The 21,740-nt window shown below is 66.1% G+C and carries 22 protein-coding genes; 14 read left to right on the top strand and 8 right to left on the bottom strand.

The annotated features are described in order from the left end of the window. Positions 1 to 132: 132 nt before the first annotated feature. The gene (locus tag DZC73_RS04525) at positions 133 to 492 is read left to right on the top strand and encodes a hypothetical protein (protein ID WP_124538975.1); all 360 of its coding nucleotides are present in this window, start codon (positions 133 to 135) and stop codon (positions 490 to 492) included. A 277-nt stretch (positions 493 to 769) separates the two neighbouring features. On the opposite strand, the gene rocF is transcribed toward DZC73_RS04525, so the two are convergent. From rocF to DZC73_RS04510, 3 genes are read right to left on the bottom strand one after another with little or no spacing between them, the layout of a single operon-like run. Continuing rightward, a complete protein-coding gene (gene rocF, locus DZC73_RS04520; RefSeq protein WP_124538974.1) occupies positions 770 to 1,684 on the bottom strand; it encodes an arginase in 915 nt (304 codons plus the stop codon). A 24-nt stretch (positions 1,685 to 1,708) separates the two neighbouring features. After that, a complete protein-coding gene (locus tag DZC73_RS04515; protein ID WP_124538973.1) occupies positions 1,709 to 2,635 on the bottom strand; it encodes an LOG family protein in 927 nt (308 codons plus the stop codon). A gap of 9 nt (positions 2,636 to 2,644) precedes the next feature. Beyond that, the gene (locus DZC73_RS04510) at positions 2,645 to 3,421 is read right to left on the bottom strand and encodes a HesA/MoeB/ThiF family protein (protein WP_124538972.1); all 777 of its coding nucleotides are present in this window, start codon (positions 3,419 to 3,421) and stop codon (positions 2,645 to 2,647) included. 99 nt (positions 3,422 to 3,520) lie between these two features. Between DZC73_RS04510 and DZC73_RS04505 the strand changes: the two genes are divergently transcribed. Continuing rightward, positions 3,521 to 3,847, top strand: a complete 327-nt coding sequence (locus tag DZC73_RS04505; protein WP_235834979.1) for a hypothetical protein — start codon at positions 3,521 to 3,523, stop codon at positions 3,845 to 3,847. 85 nt (positions 3,848 to 3,932) lie between these two features. Here DZC73_RS04505 and DZC73_RS04500 read toward each other — a convergent pair whose 3' ends face one another. After that, complete coding sequence (locus DZC73_RS04500) at positions 3,933 to 5,405, bottom strand: S41 family peptidase (protein ID WP_124538971.1); 1,473 nt, start codon at positions 5,403 to 5,405, stop codon at positions 3,933 to 3,935. A gap of 338 nt (positions 5,406 to 5,743) precedes the next feature. Between DZC73_RS04500 and DZC73_RS04495 the strand changes: the two genes are divergently transcribed. The 3 genes from DZC73_RS04495 (at position 5,744) to DZC73_RS04485 (ending at position 7,707) form a co-directional block, all read left to right on the top strand. After that, positions 5,744 to 6,379 carry a PEP-CTERM sorting domain-containing protein gene (locus DZC73_RS04495; protein WP_198414777.1) on the top strand — a complete coding sequence of 212 codons (636 nt, stop codon included), beginning with the start codon at positions 5,744 to 5,746 and terminating at the stop codon, positions 6,377 to 6,379. 12 nt (positions 6,380 to 6,391) lie between these two features. Next, positions 6,392 to 6,904 (top strand): hypothetical protein, encoded by a 513-nt coding sequence (locus DZC73_RS04490; RefSeq protein ID WP_124538970.1) that lies wholly within the window; start codon positions 6,392 to 6,394, stop codon positions 6,902 to 6,904. A 275-nt stretch (positions 6,905 to 7,179) separates the two neighbouring features. Continuing rightward, positions 7,180 to 7,707 carry a porin family protein gene (locus DZC73_RS04485; protein ID WP_124538969.1) on the top strand — a complete coding sequence of 176 codons (528 nt, stop codon included), beginning with the start codon at positions 7,180 to 7,182 and terminating at the stop codon, positions 7,705 to 7,707. Between the two features lie 76 nt (positions 7,708 to 7,783). Here DZC73_RS04485 and DZC73_RS04480 read toward each other — a convergent pair whose 3' ends face one another. Further along, positions 7,784 to 8,428 carry a response regulator transcription factor gene (locus DZC73_RS04480; protein WP_161974447.1) on the bottom strand — a complete coding sequence of 215 codons (645 nt, stop codon included), beginning with the start codon at positions 8,426 to 8,428 and terminating at the stop codon, positions 7,784 to 7,786. Between the two features lie 368 nt (positions 8,429 to 8,796). Then, positions 8,797 to 9,759 (bottom strand): porin, encoded by a 963-nt coding sequence (locus tag DZC73_RS04475; RefSeq protein ID WP_161974446.1) that lies wholly within the window; start codon positions 9,757 to 9,759, stop codon positions 8,797 to 8,799. 212 nt (positions 9,760 to 9,971) lie between these two features. On the opposite strand from DZC73_RS04475, the gene DZC73_RS04470 reads away from it, so the two are divergent. Next, entirely contained in the window at positions 9,972 to 11,909 is a 1,938-nt protein-coding gene (locus DZC73_RS04470; protein WP_124538966.1) for a methyl-accepting chemotaxis protein, read from the top strand. Between the two features lie 9 nt (positions 11,910 to 11,918). Here the strand turns inward: DZC73_RS04470 and dhaK (DZC73_RS04465) are convergent, their stop codons facing one another. Next, positions 11,919 to 12,902 (bottom strand): dihydroxyacetone kinase subunit DhaK, encoded by a 984-nt coding sequence (gene dhaK / locus DZC73_RS04465; protein WP_124538965.1) that lies wholly within the window; start codon positions 12,900 to 12,902, stop codon positions 11,919 to 11,921. Positions 12,903 to 12,951: 49 nt separating this feature from the next. Continuing rightward, positions 12,952 to 13,986, bottom strand: a complete 1,035-nt coding sequence (locus DZC73_RS04460) for a LacI family DNA-binding transcriptional regulator (RefSeq protein WP_124538964.1) — start codon at positions 13,984 to 13,986, stop codon at positions 12,952 to 12,954. Between the two features lie 241 nt (positions 13,987 to 14,227). On the opposite strand from DZC73_RS04460, the gene DZC73_RS04455 reads away from it, so the two are divergent. The 8 genes from DZC73_RS04455 (at position 14,228) to dhaK (DZC73_RS04425) (ending at position 21,734) form a co-directional block, all read left to right on the top strand. Then, positions 14,228 to 15,550, top strand: a complete 1,323-nt coding sequence (locus DZC73_RS04455) for an ABC transporter substrate-binding protein (RefSeq protein ID WP_407924089.1) — start codon at positions 14,228 to 14,230, stop codon at positions 15,548 to 15,550. A gap of 49 nt (positions 15,551 to 15,599) precedes the next feature. Beyond that, positions 15,600 to 16,559 carry a carbohydrate ABC transporter permease gene (locus DZC73_RS04450; protein WP_235834978.1) on the top strand — a complete coding sequence of 320 codons (960 nt, stop codon included), beginning with the start codon at positions 15,600 to 15,602 and terminating at the stop codon, positions 16,557 to 16,559. After that, the gene (locus DZC73_RS04445) at positions 16,556 to 17,503 is read left to right on the top strand and encodes a carbohydrate ABC transporter permease (RefSeq protein ID WP_124538961.1); all 948 of its coding nucleotides are present in this window, start codon (positions 16,556 to 16,558) and stop codon (positions 17,501 to 17,503) included. Before DZC73_RS04450 ends, DZC73_RS04445 begins: the two co-directional genes overlap by 4 nt. Continuing rightward, positions 17,500 to 17,667, top strand: coding sequence for a hypothetical protein (locus tag DZC73_RS29955; protein WP_198414776.1), 168 nt, complete (start codon positions 17,500 to 17,502; stop codon positions 17,665 to 17,667). The genes DZC73_RS04445 and DZC73_RS29955 overlap by 4 nt, the downstream gene beginning before the upstream one ends. Positions 17,668 to 17,992: 325 nt before the next feature. Further along, positions 17,993 to 19,099, top strand: coding sequence for an ABC transporter ATP-binding protein (locus DZC73_RS04440; protein ID WP_124538960.1), 1,107 nt, complete (start codon positions 17,993 to 17,995; stop codon positions 19,097 to 19,099). Beyond that, positions 19,092 to 20,102 carry an ABC transporter ATP-binding protein gene (locus tag DZC73_RS04435; RefSeq protein WP_124538959.1) on the top strand — a complete coding sequence of 337 codons (1,011 nt, stop codon included), beginning with the start codon at positions 19,092 to 19,094 and terminating at the stop codon, positions 20,100 to 20,102. Before DZC73_RS04440 ends, DZC73_RS04435 begins: the two co-directional genes overlap by 8 nt. Positions 20,103 to 20,115: 13 nt before the next feature. Next, positions 20,116 to 20,754, top strand: a complete 639-nt coding sequence (gene dhaL, locus DZC73_RS04430; protein WP_124538958.1) for a dihydroxyacetone kinase subunit DhaL — start codon at positions 20,116 to 20,118, stop codon at positions 20,752 to 20,754. Next, positions 20,751 to 21,734, top strand: a complete 984-nt coding sequence (gene dhaK / locus DZC73_RS04425; RefSeq protein ID WP_124538957.1) for a dihydroxyacetone kinase subunit DhaK — start codon at positions 20,751 to 20,753, stop codon at positions 21,732 to 21,734. Before dhaL ends, dhaK (DZC73_RS04425) begins: the two co-directional genes overlap by 4 nt. Positions 21,735 to 21,740: the final 6 nt, after the last annotated feature.

Genomic DNA, 21,740 nt, shown 5'->3' with positions numbered 1-21,740 from the left:
GGCCGCATCGGAATGGGCGCTCATGCGCCTGCGTACACACGAGTGCGAACGGTTTGTCCAGACGGGTCGTTGGCGTTCGCACGTGACCACGACACATCGCAACGGCCCGCGGGCCACGAGGAGCAAGTCGACATGAGCATGACACGCAAGCGTTTCCTGGAATCCCTGGCCGGCAGCACGGTGGTGCTGGTCATTCAAGGCTGCGGAGGCGGCGGCAGCTACAGCAACGCCCCTGCACCGGCTCCTGCGCCGTCCACGACCTGCTCGGGGACCACCATCACCAACAACCACGGGCATTCGATCACCATCCAGAAGACTGACCTGGATTCAACCACCGACAAGACCTACAGCATCATGGGGTCGGCTTCGCACGACCACTCGATCACCTTGACGGTGGCGCAGCTGGCGATGCTGAAGGCGGGGTCGATGGTCACCGTCACTTCGACGACAACCTTGTCGCACAACCATGATGTGACGGTGAGTTGTGCTTGACCTTTGTTGACCATGGGGTGGGCTCGCGGCAGGCGGCATGGGCCAGGGGCTGTGGCGGTCGGCGCGTAGCGCCGACTGCGCTGTGCTGCTCGCACCGAGGGGCTGGCGCGACGAGGAAGCCCGATGCCACTTGCAAAGGTGCGGGTGGGCTGGGGGCGTTGCGTAGCGAAGTAAAGGAGGAGGGCCGGGCGAAGCCCGGACCGGGGGACATGAGCGGAGCAGCGCCCCCAGCCCGCCCGTGCCTTTGCCCAAACGGAAAGACGCGAAGGCCCGAGGCCTACTTCCGCATCAAGGTGCTCTTGCCAAACAAGCTCTCGATAAGATCCACCGCCACCTCAGCCGTCGCATTGCGCACATCCAGCGCCGGATTCAGCTCCATGACATCGAGTGAAGCCAGCCGACCAGTGTCGGCAATCATCTCCATGCACAGCTGTGCTTCGCGATAGGTCGGCCCACCCTTCACCGTCGTGCCCACACCCGGAGCAACGTCGGGATCAAGGAAGTCCACGTCGAAGCTGACGTGCAGGTGCGTGTTGATGTCCAGCGTCGCCAAGGCCAGCTCCATCGCATGCCGCATGCCCATCTCGTCGATGTAGCGCATGTCGAAGACTTCCAGGTCCATCTCGTGCACGAAGCGCTTTTCGCCTGCGTCCACGCTGCGAATGCCGATCTGGCGGATCCACTTCGGGCTGATGGCCGGCACCTGACCGCCGATCTCGATCAGCTCCTGCGGACCGTGCCCACACAGGCAGGCCACCGGCATGCCGTGCAGGTTGCCGCTGGGCGTGAGGATGTTGGTGTTGAAGTCGGCGTGCGCGTCCAGCCAGAGGATGCGCAGCTTCTTGTTCGTCTCGCGGCAGTGGCGTGCCACGGCGCTGATGGAGCCCAGGCCCAGGCAATGGTCACCGCCCAGCAGGATCGGCAGCCGGCCCAGTGCCAGCTCCGCATGCACCGCCTCGTGCACGGCCTTGTTCCAGGCCACCACTTCGTTCAGGTGGCGGTAGCCGTCCTTCGGAGGTTGCCAGGGGTTGGCCGGGCCGTTCAGGTTGCCGCGGTCCAGCACCTCCAGCCCGTGGCCTTCCAGCACCGGCACGATGTTGGCCACACGCAGTGCCTCGGGGCCCATGCTGGCTCCGCGAACACCCGCGCCGATGTCGGTGGGCGCGCCGATGATGCTGATTCGATGATTCATGTCCACTGCGTCCGAGGAAGGGAGTCAGAGCTGGCCTGCGAGATCGCCCTTCGCATCTTCCCGCAGGCTGAAGCCGTAGTGCGCTTCCAGCACGTCCCATGCCTCCTGCGCGGTCTCCACGAATCGGAAGAGTTCCACGTCCATCGGGCTGATCATGCCGGTCTCGACCAGCAGATCGAAATTGATCAGGCGGGTCCAGAAATCGCGCCCGAACAGTAGCACCGGTCGACGCCTACATTTGCCGGTTTGGATGAGGGTCAACGCCTCAAACAGTTCGTCCAGGGTGCCGAATCCGCCCGGAAAACACACCAGCCCGATGCTGCGCATGAGGAAGTGCATCTTGCGCAGGCCGAAGTAGTGGAACTGGAAGCACAGCTCCGGCGTGATGTACGGGTTGGGCGCCTGCTCGTGCGGCAGCACGATGTTTAGCCCGATGCTCTTGCCGCCCACTTCATAGGCACCGCGGTTGCCCGCTTCCATGATGCCTGGGCCGCCGCCGGTGACGACGTAGATCGGCGTGGCCAGCTCGCGCGACTTCTGCGTCACGAGCTGCGCGAAATGGCGCGCCTCGTCGTAGTAGCGCGCCATCGACAGGTGCGTCTGCGCCATGCGCAACGCGGTCTCGTTGTTCGCCGAGGCGGCATCGGCCACCAGGCGCTGGGCCACGTCGGTCGGCACGATGCGCGCGCTGCCGAAGATGACGATGGTCGACTCGATGTGCTGCTCCTGCTGGACCAGCTCCGGCTTGAGCAGCTCCAGCTGCATGCGCACCGGGCGCAGGTCTTCGCGCAGGAGGAAATCGGTGTCGGTGAAGGCCAGGCGGTAGGAGCTTTCCGGGCCGTCGTAGCGGGTGGGCGGTGCGCCCTTGACCGCCTCTTGCTGCGCCGAGGGAAAGTTGCGTGCCTTCAGTTCGCCGCGCTTGTCGGCGGCCCCGTTGATTGTTGGCTTCATGCGCGCAGCTTACCCCCTCGAAGTGTCGTCAGGTGAATGGTCGTGGCCGCACACCGGGCAAGCCTGCTGCCGGGTGATGCGGATCTCGTTCCACTCCATGGTGCGGGCGTCCAGCATCTGCAGCCGGCCTGCCAGCGAGCTGCCCACGCCGGCCAGCAGCTTGAGCGCCTCGGCTGCCTGCATCGCGCCGATGATGCCCACCAGCGGCGCGAACACGCCCATGGTGGCGCAGCGCACTTCCTCGAACGCGGCATCGGGCGGGAAGATGCAGGCGTAGCAGGGGGCGTTCTCCTGCCGGCGGTCGTAGACGGAGATCTGTGCGTCGAAGCCGACCGCGGCGCCGGACACCAGCGGCTTTCGATGCGCCACGCAGGCGGCGTTCACGGCGTGGCGGGTCTTGAAGTTGTCGCTGCAGTCGATGACCACGTCGGCCGACTGCACGAGCACGTCCAGCCGGGCGGCGTCCGCACGTTCCTGCAGCGCCAGCACCTTCACTTCCGGGTTGATGGCCACGATGCTCTGGGCCGCCGAGGCCGCCTTGGGCTGCCCGACGCGCGACAGGTTGTGCGCGATCTGCCGCTGCAAGTTGGTGAGGTCCACCGTGTCGTGGTCCACCAGCGTGATGGTGCCCACGCCCGCCGTGCCCAGGTACAGCGCCACCGGCGAGCCGAGGCCGCCGGCACCGATCACCAGCGCATGCGAGGCCATCAGGCGGGTCTGGCCCTCCACGCCCAGTTCATCGAGCAGGATGTGCCGCGAGTAGCGCAGGAGCTGGTCGTCGTTCATTGCGGCAGCATACCCAAGCAGGAAGCCTTGCAAGGCAGCCGGGTGGCCCCAGATTCAGGCCAGAGGGGCGATCGCCCCGGATGCGATTCGAGGAGTGTCATGAACGCAACCCAACCCCGTGTGCTTCCCGAGCGGCTGGCCGTGGCCTTCACCCTGGCCCACCTGCTGCAACGCCTGGAAGGCAGCGCCACGCCGGTGGCGCCCGAGCAGTACAAGTCGGTGGCCGCCCGCCTGTCCGACGAACTGGGCCGGCTCACCATGGACGACGACCTGCGCGCCGTGCTGAACACCTTCCCGGTGGCGGCCGAGCTGTACGAGAACATCAACTACCAGCATGCGGGCCTGGTTCGTGCGCCGCTGGAGGTGTCGTTGAACTCCGAGCTGAAGGCCAAGGACGTGCTGGCGAAGATGCGTCTGCCCAGGTAGGGGGCTCCTCGCTCGACCCACCCTACGCCTCCCACCAACAAAAACGCCCGCGACTTGCGGGCGTTTTGCATGGGGCGCGAAGGCCTCAGTTCGTCGTGGTGCTGGCTTCCGCCTTGCGCTCGACGATGGTCTTGCTGACCAGCACCGGGCGGCCCTTCAGGCGGTTCAGCGCCTGCACCAGCTGGAAGTCCTCGGCGCTGCCGAACTCGGGCAGCGGCTTGGGCGGCTGGTTGTTGTTCTTGGCCAGATCCTCTTCCAGCTTCTTGCGGGCTTCCTCGCGAGCCTTGTCGCGGGCGGCGTCCTTCTGCTCGGGCGTGCCCTGGCCGGCGCTCAGGTGCTTGTCCAGGTCGGCTTCGCGGGTGCGCAGCGCGGCGAAGACGTTGCCCTCGGCGGTCTCGTCCAGCATCACGTCGGGCACGATGCCCTTGGCCTGGATGGAGTTGCCATTGGGCGTGTAGTAGCGCGCCGTCGTGAGCTTCAGGCCGCGGCCCGGGCAGTCCTCGATGCTGTAGCGGCCGGCCAGGCAGGTGAAGGTCTGCACCGACGCCTTGCCGAAGGTCTGCGCGCCCATGATGGTGGCGCGATGATGGTCTTGCAGCGCGCCCGCGACGATCTCGCTGGCGGACGCCGAGCCTTCGTTGACCAGCACCACCAGCGGCACCGACTTCACGGCCGGGGGCAGGCGCCTGACGGGATCCTCGATGCCGGGGCGACGCAGGTAGTCGGACGGGTTGGTCTTGAAGATCTGCTTGGCGTCGTGCACCTGGCCGTTGGTGGACACCACGGTCACGTCCGTCGGCAGGAAGGCCGCGGACACGGCGATGGCGCCATCGAGCAGGCCGCCCGGGTCATTGCGCAGGTCCAGCACCAGGCCCTTCATGTTGGGGTCGGCCTTGTAGAGGTCTTCCAGCTTGCGGCTGAAGTCTTCCACCGAACGTTCCTGGAACTGGCGGATGCGGATCCAGCCGTAGCCCGGCTCGATGACCTTGGCCACGATGCTCTGGACCTTGATTTCCTCGCGCACGATGGTGACCGGGAACACGCGGTTCTCGGCCTTGCGGAAGATGTTCAGCACGACCTTGGTGCCAGCCTGCCCGCGCATGCGCTTGACGGCCTGGTCCATGGTGAGGCCCTTGACCGGCGTGTCGTCGATCTTGGTGATGAGGTCGCCGGACTTCAGGCCGGCCTTGAAAGCGGGAGAACCTTCGATGGGCGTGGCGACCTTCACGAGGCCTTCTTCCATCTGGATCTCGATGCCCACGCCGACGAACTTGCCGGTGGTGCTTTCCTTGAATTCGGTGAAATTCTGCTTCTCGAGATAGGCAGAGTGCGGATCCAGCCCGTTGACCATGCCGGCGATGGCATCGTTGATGAGCTTCTTCTCGTCGACCGGGTCCACGTAGGTGTTCTTGACCATCGAGAACACCGAGGCGAGCTGGTTCAGTTCTTCAAGCGGAAGGCTGGTACTTCGCGCTGTGGCCTGCCACGACATCGTCGCCATGGCCCCGGCAACTGTTCCGAGTGCAACCCAACCAGCAACCTTCAGTTTCGCACCCATGACATTCACGCTTCCTGCTTGAGACAAAGACATATCGCCCGGTCCAGTATAAAACCACGAGGCTCGATTGGAGCCGTGAATCAGGGTTGAAGTTCACGGCATTTACGCGGTATTTGAGACGGTTTTTCGCGCTTTGGCGCGATAGGAACTGCACACATCCAAACATTTGCGGGTTTCCACGAAGCATCACGCAGGCGGGAAACGCAAGCTGTGACGTAGTGCCGCATTTTCACTGGTATCGAACTGGTACCCCCTCATTCCCGGGGTCCTTGAAACCGTATGTCACGGACACACTCCGCGTCGCCGGCTCCCGGCAGAACACCAACCTGCAGACACGAATGAAACTGAACCAGTTCGCCATGGCCATCGCGGCCTTCACCCTGGGCGTCGCGCAGGCGGCCACGCTCAAGACGACGGACTTCATCGCCGCACCGGCGCACTTCAACGGCTTCGAGGATCTTCCGGAGTCCAGCACCTACGGCCCGGCCTACACGGAAGACGGCATCACGGTGACCCAGGTCAACGGCGAGGCCAATGACATCTGGACCACCTACACCTTCTGGGGCGCGCAGGGCGACCGGGCCTGGTACCCCAACGGGGGCGACACCGGCTACACCGCCATCACCCTGCAAGGCGGCGGTCAGTTCGGCGACGTGAGCTTCCTCGCGGGCAGCGGCTACTTTGCCGACAACCTGGTCCTGTACTACGAACTCGCCCTGGGCGGCAGCGTGGTGCAAAGCGGCGCGCTCGATCACACCCGCCTGGGCCACTGGGTGGGCTTCTCCGGCGGCGGTTTCGATGAGATCCGCCTGCGCGACAACAGCGAGCCCATCTCCTCGCTGACCGGCGGCTTCAATGCCTTCGCGCTGGACAGCATCAAGGTCGCGAGCCCGGTGCCGGAACCCGAGACCTATGCGCTCATGCTCGCCGGCCTCGGCGTGATGGGCTTCGTGGCGCGTCGTCGCCGCAGCTGATCGCTTGCACACATGAAACTGCTGCCTCGTCTGCTCGTCCCGAGCTTGCTGTGCCTGCTTCATTCGGTGTCGCTGGCCGGTGCAGCGGGCAACCCCGAGGTGTTCATCGAGGGCCTCACCTGCAGCGCCGGTGCACACGGCCTGCGCATGCCCGCGACGCTGCCCGAGCTGATGCGCCTGGGGCGCGTGCAGCAGGAGAGCGTGCAGGGCGTGGAGCAGTGGGAGGGCTACACCGCCACCCGCAAGACGGTGAGTTTTCCGGGCCTGGTGCTGGGCATCGTCACCTTCTCCAACCAGGCGGACCGCTACATGCTGAGCTCGGCGGAGATCTCGGCCGCGACGTGGCAGAAGCTGTCGCCGTATGCCGTGGGCCAGCCGGTGAAAGCGGTGCGATCCGTCCTCGGAGCCGCATCGGCCGATGACACGGAACTGCGCTCCACCTACACGGGCGAGAACGATTCCATCCGCTTCGAGACAGTGGGCGGCAAGGTGAGCAAGATCGTCTACCAGTGCTACACGGGCTGATAGGAACTTCCCTATAGGCCCCTGCCCAGAGGTGCCCCCACAGAGGCAGCGGCCGGGATGCGCCGGTCGCGCCGCTGCGCTTCAATCCCCCTGCGTCGCGACGTGGTCCTTGCGGACCCTGTCCTGCGACGCCACGCAGTTCGGGGGAGGGCGCCAAGACGCATCCGCGCTGCGTGCTGCGGCCGGGGGCGGCGTGTCCGGGGGTACTTGAGTGATCGAGCAACTCACGGTGTGGCTGTGCCCGGTGTCATCACCATTGCCAGCAACACATCCACATGAAGCTCATCACCACCCAGCGGCTCCTCGCGAGCCTTCTCATGTCCCTGGCCGCCGCGTCTGCATCCGCGGCTGAACCAGGCCCCTACGCCTTCCTCAACGGCGGTATCTCGTCGTGGTCGTCCGACAGCGCCACCGACGACAGCGGCTTCGGCTTCAAGGGCGGCATCGGCTACCGGCTGAACCGCAACTTCAGTGTCGAAGGCGGCTATGCCTACCTCGGCAAGACCGACCTCAAGGGCGGCGGCGACGCCAAGAGTTCGGGCTTCATCGCAGACGTGGTGGGCCAGTACCCGCTGAACAGCCAGTTCGACGCCTACGGGCGCCTGGGCATGTACTTCGGCAACAACAAGGCCACGGGCGTGGACGCCAAGACCAAGATGACGATCAAGTTCGGCCTGGGCGCCGAGTACAAGGTGCACGGCAACGCGACCATCGTCGGCGAGTGGGACCACTACGACGTGAAGTACCCGGGCGAGACCGCCACGGTGAACCTCTTCACCGCCGGCGTGCGCTACTCGTTCTGATCCGGCGCGGCTGACGACTCTCCTGGTGCAAACGGGGCGGGCCTGAGGGGGCCCGCCCCGTTCTTGCATCCGGCATCTACAGCGCGAGTCCCGTGCTCATCATGCGGATGAGCTGCGTGACGTTCTGTGCCTGCATCTTCTTCATGAGCTTGGAGCGGTACAGCTCCACCGTCTTGGGGCTGAGCGACAGTTCGCGCGCCATGATCTTGTTGCTCTTGCCGTCCTTCAGGCCTTCCATCACGTCGGCTTCGCGCGGCGAGAGCGAGGCCACGCGTTGCTCGAACTCGCGCTGCGCCCACGAGGACTGCATGATCTCGTGCGCATGGCAGAAGGCTTCATCCACCGCCTGGCGCAGCAGGTCCGGCAGCGTGGGTTTTTCCAGGAAGTCGATGGCCTGGTGCTTCTTCATCGCCTCGACCACGGTGGGCACGTCACCCTCGTGCGAGACGTAGACCACCGGCAGGCGCAGGCCCTGCGCCGTGAGCGACTCATACAGGCGCAGGCCGGACATGGCCGCCATCTGCACCTCGATCATGAGGCAGGCCAGGTCGTGCGGTGCGCCGGGGCGCATGCGTGCTTCCTGCCAGTCGCCCAGCACCTGCAGCGCATCGTGCGGACCGTCGAGGCCGACGATGCGGTAGCCCGCCGCATCCAGCCACTGCGCCGCGGTGTCGCGAAACGCCTGGCTCTCGTCGATGATGAACAAGGTCCGCCGGCTCATCGCATGTACCTCGCTGCGATGAAGCGGTCCAATGGGGTTGAAGTGAATGAGGCAACGCGGGCGATGACGCGCCCGCAGGTGAGGCCCGTGCCGGCCCACCCGTTCGGTGATGACATGTTTTTTCTCCCTTGTGTCGTTCGCGCTATGTTTTGTGATCGCGAACGGCGGGATTTGAAACTGTCGGTGCCTGCGCTGTCCAGGGCGCGTTGCAGTTCGTTGCGAAAGGCCCCCATTGCTCGCACAGCACGCATCCATCAAGCAACGCCCGCGGGACTGGCTTTGCCAGCCCGCAGGGTGGCGCCCAAGGGCCACGAAGGGGCCCCTGCGTGACCCCTGGGGCAGGAGCGCAGCGACTGGGGGGCCTTTTTTCAGAAGCTGTGGAACACGCCGAGCGCGTAGCCGGATTTGTTGGTGCCCGTCGGTGCCTTGCTGTCGCTGGCCACGACCGCGAAGACGTTGGTGCGCTTGGACAGGAAGTACTTGTAGCCCAGCGACAGCAGCTGCTCCACCTTCACGCCGCCCTGGTCCTGCGTGTTGTACGAGCCGATGACCTGCCCCGCGCCCACCGGGGCGGTGAAGCCGACGATGAGGTTCTTGCGCTTGACCTGCGCCGCATCCTGGCCCGAGCCGTAGCCGCCGTACAGCTTGACCGCGCCGAAGTCGTAGGTGGCGGCCAGCGAGGTCCAGCGCTCGTCGCTGCTGCCGTCGTTGGAGGCCTCGTAGCCCGCGCCCAGGTACAGCGGGCCGTCGCCGTAGCTCACGCCGAAGTTGACCGGGTGCTTGCCGCCCGTGCCCACGGCTTCCACCGAGTACTGCGCGCCGAAGCTCACCGGCCCGAAGCTGTTCTCGTAGCTCACCGAGTTGTTGACCCAGAACGCTCCCAGGCAGCCGCCGGAGAAGGCCGGGCCGCAGCCCACCGTGGGATAGCTGCCTTCACCCAGCGTGCCCATGCCGAAGGGGTCGGAGGCGTACTGGGACTTCAGGAAGGCCTGCGACCACCAGCGGCCCAGCTTCACCGAGCCCATGCCCTCGCTGCTCAGGCCCACCCATGAGCCACCCTTCCAGAACGTGGCGCCGCCGCCGACGGTGCCGTCGTCCGGGTTCAGCCGGTGCTCCAGGTAGAACGAGGCCTTCAGGCCGCCGCCCAGGTCTTCGTCGCCCTTGAAGCCCAGCCGGCTTCCGCCCATGTCGTAGAGCTGGGTGCCCGGGGCGTTCTGGGTCTGCCGACCCACCTGTGCCTCCAGGAAGCCGAACACCGTCACCGACGGCTCGGCCCAGGCGCCCGTGCAGGCCGCCAGCGCGGCCAATCCCGACAAGACTCGCTTGTTCATGAAAAATGTCTCCAGATTGATTGATTTACGAGTGAGAGATGTCATCAGGAAAGCTTCTGCAACCCATTGTCCCGACGGAAACTTCCTGTGACGTGTAAATAATAAATCAATCGTAATAGATCAACTAAAGAAATTTCACATCAATCCGAAGATGGTGCTTAGAGGCGACACCAGCGCGGGGCTGGCCCGCCGCCTGAAGCAGGAGACATCCCATGAAGTTCCAGGTGAAGGTCGGGTCGGGCGGCAGCGTCGCTGGTCGGATCACGCTCATCGGCGCAGCCGTGTTGCTGGCGGTGATCGGCGCGATCAGCGCAGTGATGACGGTGATGCTGGCCAAGCGGGCGCAGGAGCGCACGGTGTCCTGGGTGGACGCCAAGGTGGAAGCGGTGGCCCAGGCCATGGACGCCCACGACCAGACCTCCAAGCTGATGGTCGAGCGCTTCTTCAAGGTCTTCGGCGACCAGTTCGGCAAGCACTTCGCGCTGGACGAGGCCAACGGCCGCCTGACTCAGCTGGGCATCGCGCTCAACGAGTACCACAACCCCTGCGACAAGTTCACCGACTTCACCGGCGGCGCGGCCGCGGTCTTGATGAAGCGCGGCAACGACTTCGTGGCCATCAGCACCTCGTTGAAGGACGCGAAGCAGGAGCGTGCGATGGGCATGGTGGTCGGCACGAACCACCCGGCGCATGCGGCGCTGCTGCGTGGCCAGCCCTACGTGGCCCGCACGACGCTGTACGGGCGGCCCTACGTCACGCGGCTGCAGCCGGTGCGTGACCTGCAGGAGCGCATCGTCGGCGCGCTGTTCGTCGCCTTCGACCTGACGGAGTTCGACCGCGCGCTCGATCAGGCGGTGGCGGCGGCCCGCTTCTTCGATTCAGGCGGCGTGGTGGTGATCGATCCGCGCAGCGGCACAGACGCGGTGCTGGCCTGGCCGGCGAGCCTGCGTGGCCGAACGCTCGCCGAGGTCGGCGGCGCAGGCCGCGGCGTGCTCGCGGCGGTGCGCGATGGCCAACCCGGCACAGCGATCACCGGCTTCCAACCCCTGCTGCAGCCGCGCGCCACCGACCGCTTCGCCGTCGCACGCCAGAGCACCTCCACCGGCTGGTGGGCGGTCGGCGAGGTCTCCAGCAGCGAGGCGATGCGCACCCAGTGGCAGACGCTGGCGCCCTTCCTCGCGCTCTTCGCCGTGGCCGCGCTCGCGTTGTGTGCTGGCCTGTACGTGCTGATGCGGCGCTGGATCGCCCGCCCGCTGCACACCGTCACCACTGCGCTCGGCGCGGTGGCCGACGGCGATCTCGCCACGGCGGTGCAGACCAACCGCCGCGACGAGATCGGCCAGATGATGCGCGGCGTCGAGACCATGCGCCTGCGCTTCGTCGACATGCTGGGTGCGGTGCGCTCCTCGGCCGATGCCATCTCGGTCGCATCCAGCGAGATCGCCAGCGGCAACCACGACCTGAGTCGCCGCACAGAGGAAGCCGCGGCCCGCCTCCAGGAGACGACGGCGGCGATGGAGCAGATCCACGGCCAGGTGCAGCAGGCGGCCGATGCGGCGCGCGCGGCCGACGACCTGGCCAGCGGTGCATCCGAGGCCGCGCAACGCGGCGGCGATGCGGTGAGCCAGGTGGTGCGCAAGATGGCCGGCATCTCCACCAGCAGCCAGCGCATCAGCGAGATCACGGGGGTGATCGACGCCATCGCCTTCCAGACCAACCTGCTGGCGCTCAACGCGGCGGTGGAGGCGGCGCGCGCCGGCGAGAGCGGGCGCGGCTTCGCGGTGGTGGCCAACGAAGTGCGCAGCCTCGCGCACCGCGCGGCGGATGCAGCCAAGGAGATCAAGCAGCTCATCAACACCAGCACGGACGAGATCCGCAGCGGCTCTGCGCTGGCCGATGCAGCCAACGATCGCATGCATGAAATCGTGGGCAGCGTGCAGCGCGTCAACGAGGCGCTGGTCACCATCACCGCGAGCACGAGGAAGCAGTCCGACAGCCTGGGCGAGGTGCATGGCTCGGTGAACACGCTGGACCACATGACCCAGCAGAACGCCGCGCTGGTGGAGCAGTCGGCCGCGGCGGCCAGCAGCCTGGAATCTCAGGCGGGCAAGTTGGTGGATGCGATGAGCCTGTTCAGGCTCACGGCGTGACTGCGTAGATCACCAACGCAGCGAGGGCGTGATGACCGATGCGTCCCACATGGACACCATCTCGTCGTCCAGCGCGGTGAGGGTCAGCGAGGCGCCGGCCATCTCCAGCGAGGTGGTGTGGTTGCCGACCAGCCAGCGTTGCACTTGCAGGCCGTGCTCGCGCAGCTGGTCCGTCGCGAGCTTGTTCAGCAGGTGCAGCTCGATGAGTGGGGTGCCACCAAAGCCGTTGACGTGCAGCAGCACCTGGCGCCCGCGCTCGAGGCGCAGGTCCTGCAGGATGGGTTCGAGCAGCATGGCCACGATCTTGTCGGCCGGCATCATCGAACGCCGGTGGCGCCCCGGCTCGCCATGGATGCCCACGCCGACTTCCATCTCGCCCTCGCCGATGTCGAAGGTGGGTGCGGCGGCATCGGGGACGATGCAGCTGGAAAAGGCGATGCCCATCGAGGTGGTGCTCGCGTTGACGCGGTCGCCCAGTGCCTTGCATTCGTACAAATCTGCTCCGGCCTCTGCAGCAGCGCCGACCATCTTCTCGACGATGACCGTGCCGGCCACGCCGCGCCGGCCGGTGGTGTGCGTGGAGTTCTCCACGGCCACGTCGTCGTTCACGAGCAGGGTGAGGTGGTCGATGTCCAGCATGTCGCTGGCCATCTGGAAGCTGGTGCAGTCGCCGGCGTAGTTCTTCACGATGAGCAGCACGCCCTGGCCGGCATCCACACGCTGCGCAGCGGCGACGATCTGGTCGGGCACCGGCGCAGTGAAGACCAAGCCGGGGCAGGCCGCGTCGAGCATGCCGTGCCCGACGTAGCCGCTGTGCAAGGGCTCGTGGCCGGAGCCGCCGCCCGAGACCAGCGCCACCAAGCCCCGCTTGGGCACGCGGCGATGGATGAACAGCGGGTCTTCGTTGAGGGCCAGCAGGTCGGCATGGGCCATGACCAGCCCGGCGGCACTGTCAGGAACGAGATCGTCGACCGAGTTGATGAATTTCTTCACGGCGCTGGGGGTCCTCCATCGAGGATTCTGGACCTCGCGTCAGACCGTGTCACGCGAGGTTTTCCGCGGTCAGGATCTCCACGCGCGGGTTGCTCGCCACCAGCGCGCCGCGCACGCCGTCGCACAACGCGCGCAGCACGCGGGCCGCGGCCGTCACGGCGTAGTGCACGTCCTGGTGGAGCACGTAGCCCAGGCTGCCCGAGATGAGCATCGAGCGGTGCACTTCGAGCAGGTCGTGCGCGACGAACATCGTCGCCTCGTGGCTGATGCCCAGCTCCGTCATCGCGCGGGCGATGCCGAAGCTGGACGGCCCCACGTTGTAGACGCCACCCAGGGGCGGACCGTCCTTGGCGGCGAGCACGCCGCGGGCGTAGTCGAAGGCCTCGTCTTCCGACTCGGGCAGGTCGAAGAAGCGCGCCGGCTGGATGTGGGAGAAGCGCTCCTCCAGCACCTGCTGGAAGCCGATGCGCCGGTCGATCTCCGCCGCGTAGCGCGTGGCCGGCGAGAAGAGGGCGCAGGTGCCCGCCTGATCGCGCGGCATCGACCGCCCCACCAGCAACCCGGCCGTGCGGCCCGCCGCGCGGTTGTCGGCGCCGATGGCGGTCTCGCGCATGGAGCCCGGCACGTCGGAAAACAAGGTCACCACATGCACGCCGGCGCGCACCAGTTCGTTGATGGCGAGCTTCACCTGCGGCACGTCCGGCGCGAGCAGCGCGATGCCGTCCAGGTCGCTGAGCTTCATCAGCTCGGCCGCGCAGGCGTTCGGGTCGCCCACCGGCACGCGGTGCGTGATCTCGGTGATGTGCTGGTGCCGGAACTCGCCGGCCGCCTGGGCCACGACGCGGTCCACCAGGTCGAAGAAGCCGCGGCGCGTGCCCGGCAGCACGAAAGCGAAGCGGTAGTTCGACGTCGACCGCGGCCGCCCCCGCACCGGGGCGCCGCCGCCCAGCGTGGCCAGCGCCTCCCTGACCTTGTGCACGGTGGTCGGGTTCACGCCCGGCCGGTTGTTCAGCACCCGATCCACGGTCGCGGTGCTGACCCCGGCGGCTTCGGCGATCTGGGTGATGGTGACTGGATTCGGCATGAAAGCGGCGCCTGGGCGCGCCGGAAAGTAAATCCATCGGAGTGTCGCCGAAGTCGGGGTGATCGACCAGCGGGGCCACCCCTGCCTGCACACGGCCGCGCGAACTGTGATGTGCTTATCGGCAAAGAAGATGTGTTTAGGGTTTTTATTGAGTGATTTATTTTTTGATCGACATAAAGTTCATCCCAGCGGCCCTTCCGCCGCCTTCACCGCTCAAACAGGAGACACGTAGATGACCAAGATGACCAAGGTGGCGATCGCGGCCGGCGCGTTCGTGACCGCCACGCTCATGAGCACCGGCGCTCAGGCCCAGCAAAAGCAGCTCACGCTGTGCTGGGCGGCCTGGGACCCGGCCAACGCGCTGGTCGAGTTGTCGAAGGACTTCACCGCCAAGACGGGCATCGCGATGAAGTACGAGTTCGTGCCCTGGCCGAACTTCGCGCAGCGCATGCTCAACGAGCTCAACAGCAAGGGCAAGCTGTGCGACCTGCTCATCGGCGACAGCCAGTGGATCGGCTCGGCCGCCACCGAAGGCCACTACGTCAAGCTCAACGAGTTCTTTGACAAGAACGGCATCAAGATGAGCGACTTCATGCCCGCCACCGTGACGGGCTACTCGGAGTGGCCCAAGAACACGCCCAACTACTGGGCCCTGCCCGCGATGGGCGACGCCGTCGCCTTCACCTACCGCAAGGACTGGTTCGCCCGTCCTGAGCTGCAGGCCGAGTTCAAGAAGAAGTACGGCCGCGCGCTCGAAGCCCCCAAGACCTGGGACGAGTTCAAGCAGGTCGGCGAGTTCTTCCAGAACCGCATGATCGACGGCAAGAAGGTCTACGGCGCGGCTCTGTATACCGAGCGCGGCTCCGAAGGCATCACCATGGGCGTGACGAACACCATGTACGCCTACGGCTTCGACTACGAGAACCCGAAGAAGCCGTACGAGATGAAAGGCTTCGTCAACAGCGCCGGCGCCGCCAAGGGCCTGAAGCTCTACAAGGACCTGTACGACTGCTGCACGCCGCCCGGGCATTCCAACGCCTACATGACCGAAGACCTCGACGCCTACAAGTCGGGCCAGGTCGCGATGCAGATGAACTTCATCGCCTTCTTCCCGGGCATCTCCAAGGACCCGAACGTCGGCGGCGAGAAGACCGGCTTCTTCGCGATCCCCAAGGGTGACAAGCACTTCGCGCAGCTCGGCGGCCAGGGCATCTCTGTCGTCAAGTACTCCGACAAGAAGGACATGGCGCTGGACTACCTCAAGTGGTTCGCGCAGCCCAGCGTCCAGAAGAAGTGGTGGGACAGCGGCGGCTTCACCTGCCACACCGCCATCCTCAATGCGCCGGGCTTCGACAAGAGCACGTCGTACGCCAAGGTGTTCCTCGACTCCATGAAGATCGTCAAGGACTTCTGGGCCGAGCCGACCTATGCGCAGCTGCTGCTGGCCATGCAGAACCGCGTGCACGACTACGTGGTCGCCGGCAAGGGCACCCCTCAGGCCGCGCTCGACTCGCTCGAGAAGGACTGGGAAGAAGTGTTCAAGGAAGACGGGAAGCTGAAGTAACCAAAACCGGGAAGATGAAGTGAAACCAATGGTGTTCGCACGGTGGGGGGTGAGGCCAGACCCACTGTCTTCGCGGGGCGCCGGGAGCGAAAGCTCCCGGGCACCCGCCCTTTTCGGCCGGGGCCGGGGCCAGGGCCTGTCCGACAAGACGCTGGCCTGGCTGTTCGTGGGGCCGACGGTGCTGCTGCTGCTGGCCTTCAACATCTTCCCGCTGCTTTGGACGATCTGGCTCTCGTTCACCAACTACCGGGCCAACCGGCCCGGCGCGGACAGCGTGTGGATGGGCATCGCCAACTACAAGCGCGTGCTCAACGACGAAGCGCTGTGGGAGCACATGCAGGTCACCGCGCACTTCCTGTGCTGGTCGATCTCGCTGCAGCTGCTGCTGGGCTTCGGCCTCGCGCTGATGCTCAACCGCAAGTTCCGCTCGCACAGCTTCTGGAGCACGGCCATCTTGCTGCCGATGATGCTGGCGCCTGCGGTGGTGGGCACCTTCTGGAAGTACTTCTTCGAGCCGCAGTACGGCATCTTCAACCAGATCGTGGGCTTCTTCGGCGGGCCGACCACCTTCACCATGCTGGGCGACACGCAGCTCTCGCCCTGGGCGATCGTGCTCGTGGACACCTGGATGTGGACGCCCTACGTGATGCTGCTGCTGCTCGCTGGCCTGCGCTCCATTCCGCCTTACCTCTACGAAGCGGCCGAGATCGACCGGGCCTCGGAGTGGACGAAGTTCTGGCGCGTGACGCTGCCGATGGTGATGCCCTTCATCCTGCTGGCGCTGCTGTTTCGCACCATCGAGAACTTCAAGATGTTCGACCTGGTGGACAACCTCACCAACGGCGGCCCTGGGTCGGTGACGGAGCTCGCGTCGATCTCGCTCAAGCGCGAGGCCTTCGAGAAGTGGCGTACCGGCTACGCCTCGGCCTTCGCGATCATCCTCTTCGTGGCGATCTATGGCCTGTCGCTGGTGGCAGTGCGCTTCCTTGAGAAGGTGAAGCAGCGATGAAAACCATTCCTCACTCGCCGTTGGAGCCGACGGCACGCGCCAAGTGGTTCGCCGGCACCACCGTCATCGCCTACGCGTTGATCTCGCTGATCCCGCTGGTGTGGATCTTCATGACGAGCTTTCGCACGCCCGAAGACGCCATCGCGTACCCGCCCAAGGTCATCGCGCAGCCGTCGCTGATCGGCTACGTGAACCTGTTCACCACCCGCTCTCGCGTCGGTGCGGATGAACTGGCCGCGCTGCCGCCGCCCAAGACCTGGTACGAGAGCCTGGTGCGCGATCAGCAGATGATCCTCGCGGGCCCCTCGCGCTTCACGGACCGCTACGCCAACTCACTGTTGATCGGCTTCGGCTCCACGCTGCTGTCGGTCGCCCTGGGCACGCTGGCCGCCTATGCGTTCTCGCGCTTTCGGGTCCCCGCCAAGGAAGACCTGCTGTTCTTCATCCTGTCCACGCGGATGATGCCGCCCATCGCGATCGCGATTCCCGTGTACCTGATGTTCCGCCAGGTCGGGCTGAACGACACGCACCTGGGCCTCATCCTGCTGTACACGGTGGTGAACCTGTCGCTGTCGGTGTGGCTGCTGCAAGGCTTCATGGACGAGATCCCGCGCGAGTACGAAGAGGCCGCGATGGTCGACGGCTACACGCGCTGGCAAGCTTTCGTGAAGGTGGTGCTGCCGCAGGCCGCGACGGGCATTGCGACCACCGCGATCTTCTGCCTGATCTTCGCGTGGAACGAATACGCCTTCGCCCTGCTGCTGACCAGCGGCACGGCGCAGACCTCACCCCCGTTCATCCCGACCATCATCGGCGAGGGCGGCCTGGACTGGCCTGCGATGGCAGCGGGCACCACGCTGTTCCTGCTGCCGGTGCTGTTCTTCACCGTGCTGTTGCGCAAGCACTTGCTGCGCGGCATCACTTTCGGAGCGATCCGCAAATGAAGTTCTTCCGCCGGACTCCCTGGGAGCGCGTCACCACTGGGCTCATCGGGCTTGGGCTGGTGATGCTGATGCAGCCCTGGTCCATCGATGTCTTCAGCTATGCCTTCACTGTGCTGTTGGCTGGTGTCGTCGGGTATTCGATCGCTGGCAAGTTGCCTCACTGATGTCATGAACTACTTCGCTGTACCGAGCTTTCGTTTTTCGCGGGAACGGGCGGGCGGGGCGTGCTGCTCCGCTCATGTCCCCCGAGTCCGGCCTGCGGCCGGCCTCTCCTCCTTTACTTCGCTACGCAGCACGCCCCGCCCACCCGTTCCTGCACCAGGTGTTCGCGGCGATGGTGCGGCACGGGGGTGTTTGCAAAGAGCGGCTGGTGGCCGACGTAGCGAAGTAAAGGAGGAGGACTGGGCGCAGCCCAGTCCGGGGGACATGAGCGGAGTCGGCCGCCAGCCGCTCTCTGCACCCACCAATCGTCCAGGAGGCCAATGAACCATGGCCGAGATCCGAATCCAAAACCTGCAGAAGCGATTCGCGGACTTCACCGCGGTGAAGAACTCGTCGCTGCTGCTTGAAGACGGCAAGTTCGTCGTGCTGCTGGGGCCCTCGGGCTGCGGCAAGACCACGACGCTTCGCATGGTGGCCGGACTGGAGTTTCCGACCGATGGGCAGATCCTGCTCGATGGTGAGGATGTGACCTACCGTCGGCCTCGCGAGCGGGACATCGCGATGGTGTTCCAGTTGTTTGCGTTGTACCCGCACATGGGCGTTCGGGACAACCTGGAGTTTCCGCTTCGCAATGAGCGGTTGCCTCGGGTGGAGATTGATCGGCGCATCAAGGAAGTGGCGGGCATTCTGCGGATTGAGCATCTGCTCGGGTCTCGCGTGGGTGGCCTGGCAGGTGGCGATCGGCAACGTGTGGCGCTGGGTCGTGCCATCGTTCGGCAGCCCAAGGCGTTCCTCATGGATGAGCCGCTGGGCACGCTCGATGCCGAGTTTCGCGAGCTGATGTGCGTGGAGCTGCGCAAGCTGCACGAGAAGCTCAAGACGACCACCGTGTTCGTCACGCATGACCAGAACGAGGCGATGGCGCTGGCTGACCACATCGTCGTCATGAACCAGGGCGAGATCCTTCAGGCGGACGATCCGCAGGGCATCTACAACTTTCCGAGTTGCGTGTTCGTGGCGCGCTTCATCGGGCGGCCGCCGATGAACCTGCTTAAGGTCAACGGGGCGGTGTCCGCGGGCATGAAGCGCGTGGCGCTGGATGGGCAGTCGGTGGATGTGCCGATGATCGAAGCCGCGGCCGGCAGTGCGCTGCTGGGCGTGCGGCCGGAGCACGTCCACCTCGGAGCGCCGGGCTCCGGGCTCGATGCGCAGGTCCAGCACGTCGAGTACTTCGGCTCGCACTGGATCGCCGAGCTCACGAGTTCGGCCGGTTCCTTGAAGGCGGTCGTCGACAAGAGCATGAAACCCAAGGCAGGCGATGCCGTGGGCCTGGGCTTCGACACGCAGCGCGTCGTGCTGTTCGACGCCACCACCGAACGCCTGCTGCCCAGCATCACCACCTCCACCCACAAGCCGAGCATGTGCCATGGCTAGCATTTCATTGTCAGGCGTCACCAAGCGCTTCGGCCCGGTCACCGCGGTCGACGACCTCCAGCTGGATGTGCAAGACGGCGAGTTCTTCGTGCTGCTGGGCCCGAGCGGCGCAGGCAAGACCACCACGCTGCGGCTGGTGGCCGGCATCGAGCGGCCCGACGAGGGGCGGGTGCTGATGAACGGTGAAGACATCACCGACATGCCGCCCGCGCAGCGCGATTGCGCCTTCGTGTTCCAGCAGTACTCGCTGTACCCGCACCTCACGGTGTTCGACAACATCGCCTTTCCGCTGCGCTCGCCGATGCGTCGCACGCCCCCCGCTGAGATCAAGCAGCGCGTGGAGCGCGTCGCGCAGACGCTGCACATCGAGAACAAGCTGCACCGCAAGGCGACGGCGCTGTCCGGCGGGGAGATGCAGCGTGTGGCCATCGGCCGGGCGCTGGTGCGCGAGCCGCGGGTGTTCCTCATGGACGAGCCGCTGTCTTCGCTGGATGCCCAACTGCGCGAGGAGTTGCGCGTCGAGCTCAAGCGCCTGCAGCGCCAGAGCGGCGCCACCGTCCTGTACGTGACGCACGACCAGGTCGAGGCCACCACGCTCGCCGACCGCATCGCCATCCTCGAGCACGGCCGCATCCAGCAGGTGGGCACGCCGCTGCAGGTCTACGAAGACCCGCAGTCGCTGCACGTCGCGCAGCGGCTGGGTGCGCCGGCCATCAATGTGCTGCCGGCCGAATGGTTCGAGGGCAGCGGGCCGCCGCGGGCCACGCACGTGGCCATCCGTCCCGAAGACGTGGCGGTGGGCGCGGGCAACGGCCCCTCGCACTTCGACGTCATCGAGTGCTCGCTGGTCAAGCACCTGGTGGTGGCCGAGCGCTCCGGCGTGGAGGTCCGCGCCCACACGCGCATGGACCAGGCACTGCATCCCGGCGCGCCGGTGCGCCTTTCCTTTCCGCCCGATCGTTGCCTGTTCTTCGACGCATCGGGCCAGCGCTTGCCTGTTTGATGGGAGTTACTGAATGAACACTGCCTTGATCCTCGCGTCGATCGCTGCCGTGCAGCACGACATCCTCAGTCACGAATCCGAGATCGAATCGCTGGACCGCGCGATCGGCGACGGCGACCACTTCATCAACGTGCGCCGCGGCTGCGAGGTGCTGGTCGCGCTGAGCCCATCCCTGCAGGACGCGCCGCCCTCGATCGCGCTGCAGAAGATCGGCCTGAAGCTGCTGGGCACCATCGGCGGCGCTTCCGGGCCGCTGATCTCCAGCTTCTTCCTCGCCATGGGCAAGAGCTTCGAGGGCATCGACGAGCCCGACCGCCGCCAGTTCGCCACGGCCTTCGCCGCCGGCGTGGAGGCCATCAAGAGCCGCGGCAAGGCCGACGTGGGCGAGAAGACGATGCTCGACGTGCTGATTCCCGCCTCGCGCCTGCTCTCTCGCATGACGGACGAAGGCGCCGGGCTGCCCGAGCTGTGCGCGCAGATGCACGAGGAGGCGCAACGCAACATGCTCGCCACGAAAGACATGATCGCCACCAAGGGCCGCGCGTACTTCCTCGGCGAGCGCGCGCTGGGCCACATCGACCCGGGTTGCAAGACCTGCGAGGTCGCCATCGGGGCTGTGTGCAAGACCGTTCTGCAGGAGGTCACGGTATGAAGAAGTTCATCAACGAGATCGATGCCGTCATGCGTGAATCGCTGGGCGGCATGGTGGCGGCCCACCCGGAGCTGCTGCGCGTCGAGTTCGAGCCCACGTTCATCGCGCGGGTCCAGCGCGCCAGCAAGAAGGTGGCGCTGCTGTCGGGCGGCGGCTCGGGGCATGAGCCGCTGCACGCCGGCTTCGTCGGCCGGGGCATGCTGGACGCCGCCTGCCCGGGCCAGGTCTTCACCTCGCCCACGCCCGACCAGATGCTGGCCGCGGCCGAGGCGGTGCATGCGGACCGTGGCGTGCTATTCATCGTGAAGAACTACGCCGGCGATTCCATGAACTTCCAGATGGCCAGCGAGATGCTGGAGATCGAGAACGCCACCGTGCTCGTCAACGACGACGTGGCGGTGGAGAACTCCACGCACACCACCGGCCGCCGCGGCGTGGCCGGCACGCTGATGGTGGAGAAGATGGTGGGCGCCGCCGCGGAGCGCGGCGCGACGCTGATGGAATGCAAGGCGGTGGGCGACCGCGTCAACGCGGCCACGGCATCGATGGGCGTGGCCTTCACCAGCTGCACCGTGCCGGCGGCCGGCCGTGCCACCTTCGACATCGGCGACGATGAGATCGAAGTCGGCGTGGGCATCCACGGCGAGCCCGGCCGCCGCCGCGAGAAGATCAAGCCCGCCTCGCGCATCGTCGAGGACCTGCTGGGCGCCATCGTCGGCGACCTGAAGCCCGAGCGCGGCAGCGAAGTGCTGCTGCACGTCAACGGCTTCGGCGGCACGCCGCAGATGGAGCTGTACCTGCTGTACCACTGCGCCGCCGAGCAGCTGCGTGCGCAGGGCTTCAAGCCGGTGCGCTCGCTGGTGGGCAACTACACGACGTCGTTGGAGATGGCCGGGGCCTCGCTCACGGTCACGGTGCTCGATGAAGAGCTGAAGTCGTTGTGGGACGCGCCGGTGCACACCGCGGCGCTGCATTGGTAGGAGCCG

Origin of the sequence: Rhizobacter terrae (genome assembly GCF_003852895.1) — a bacterium.
GTDB classification, from domain to species: Bacteria; Pseudomonadota; Gammaproteobacteria; order Burkholderiales; family Burkholderiaceae_C; genus Albitalea; species Albitalea terrae.
The sequence above is the reverse complement of the archived record's forward strand: the minus strand, read 5'-3'. Positions and strand labels throughout refer to the sequence as shown.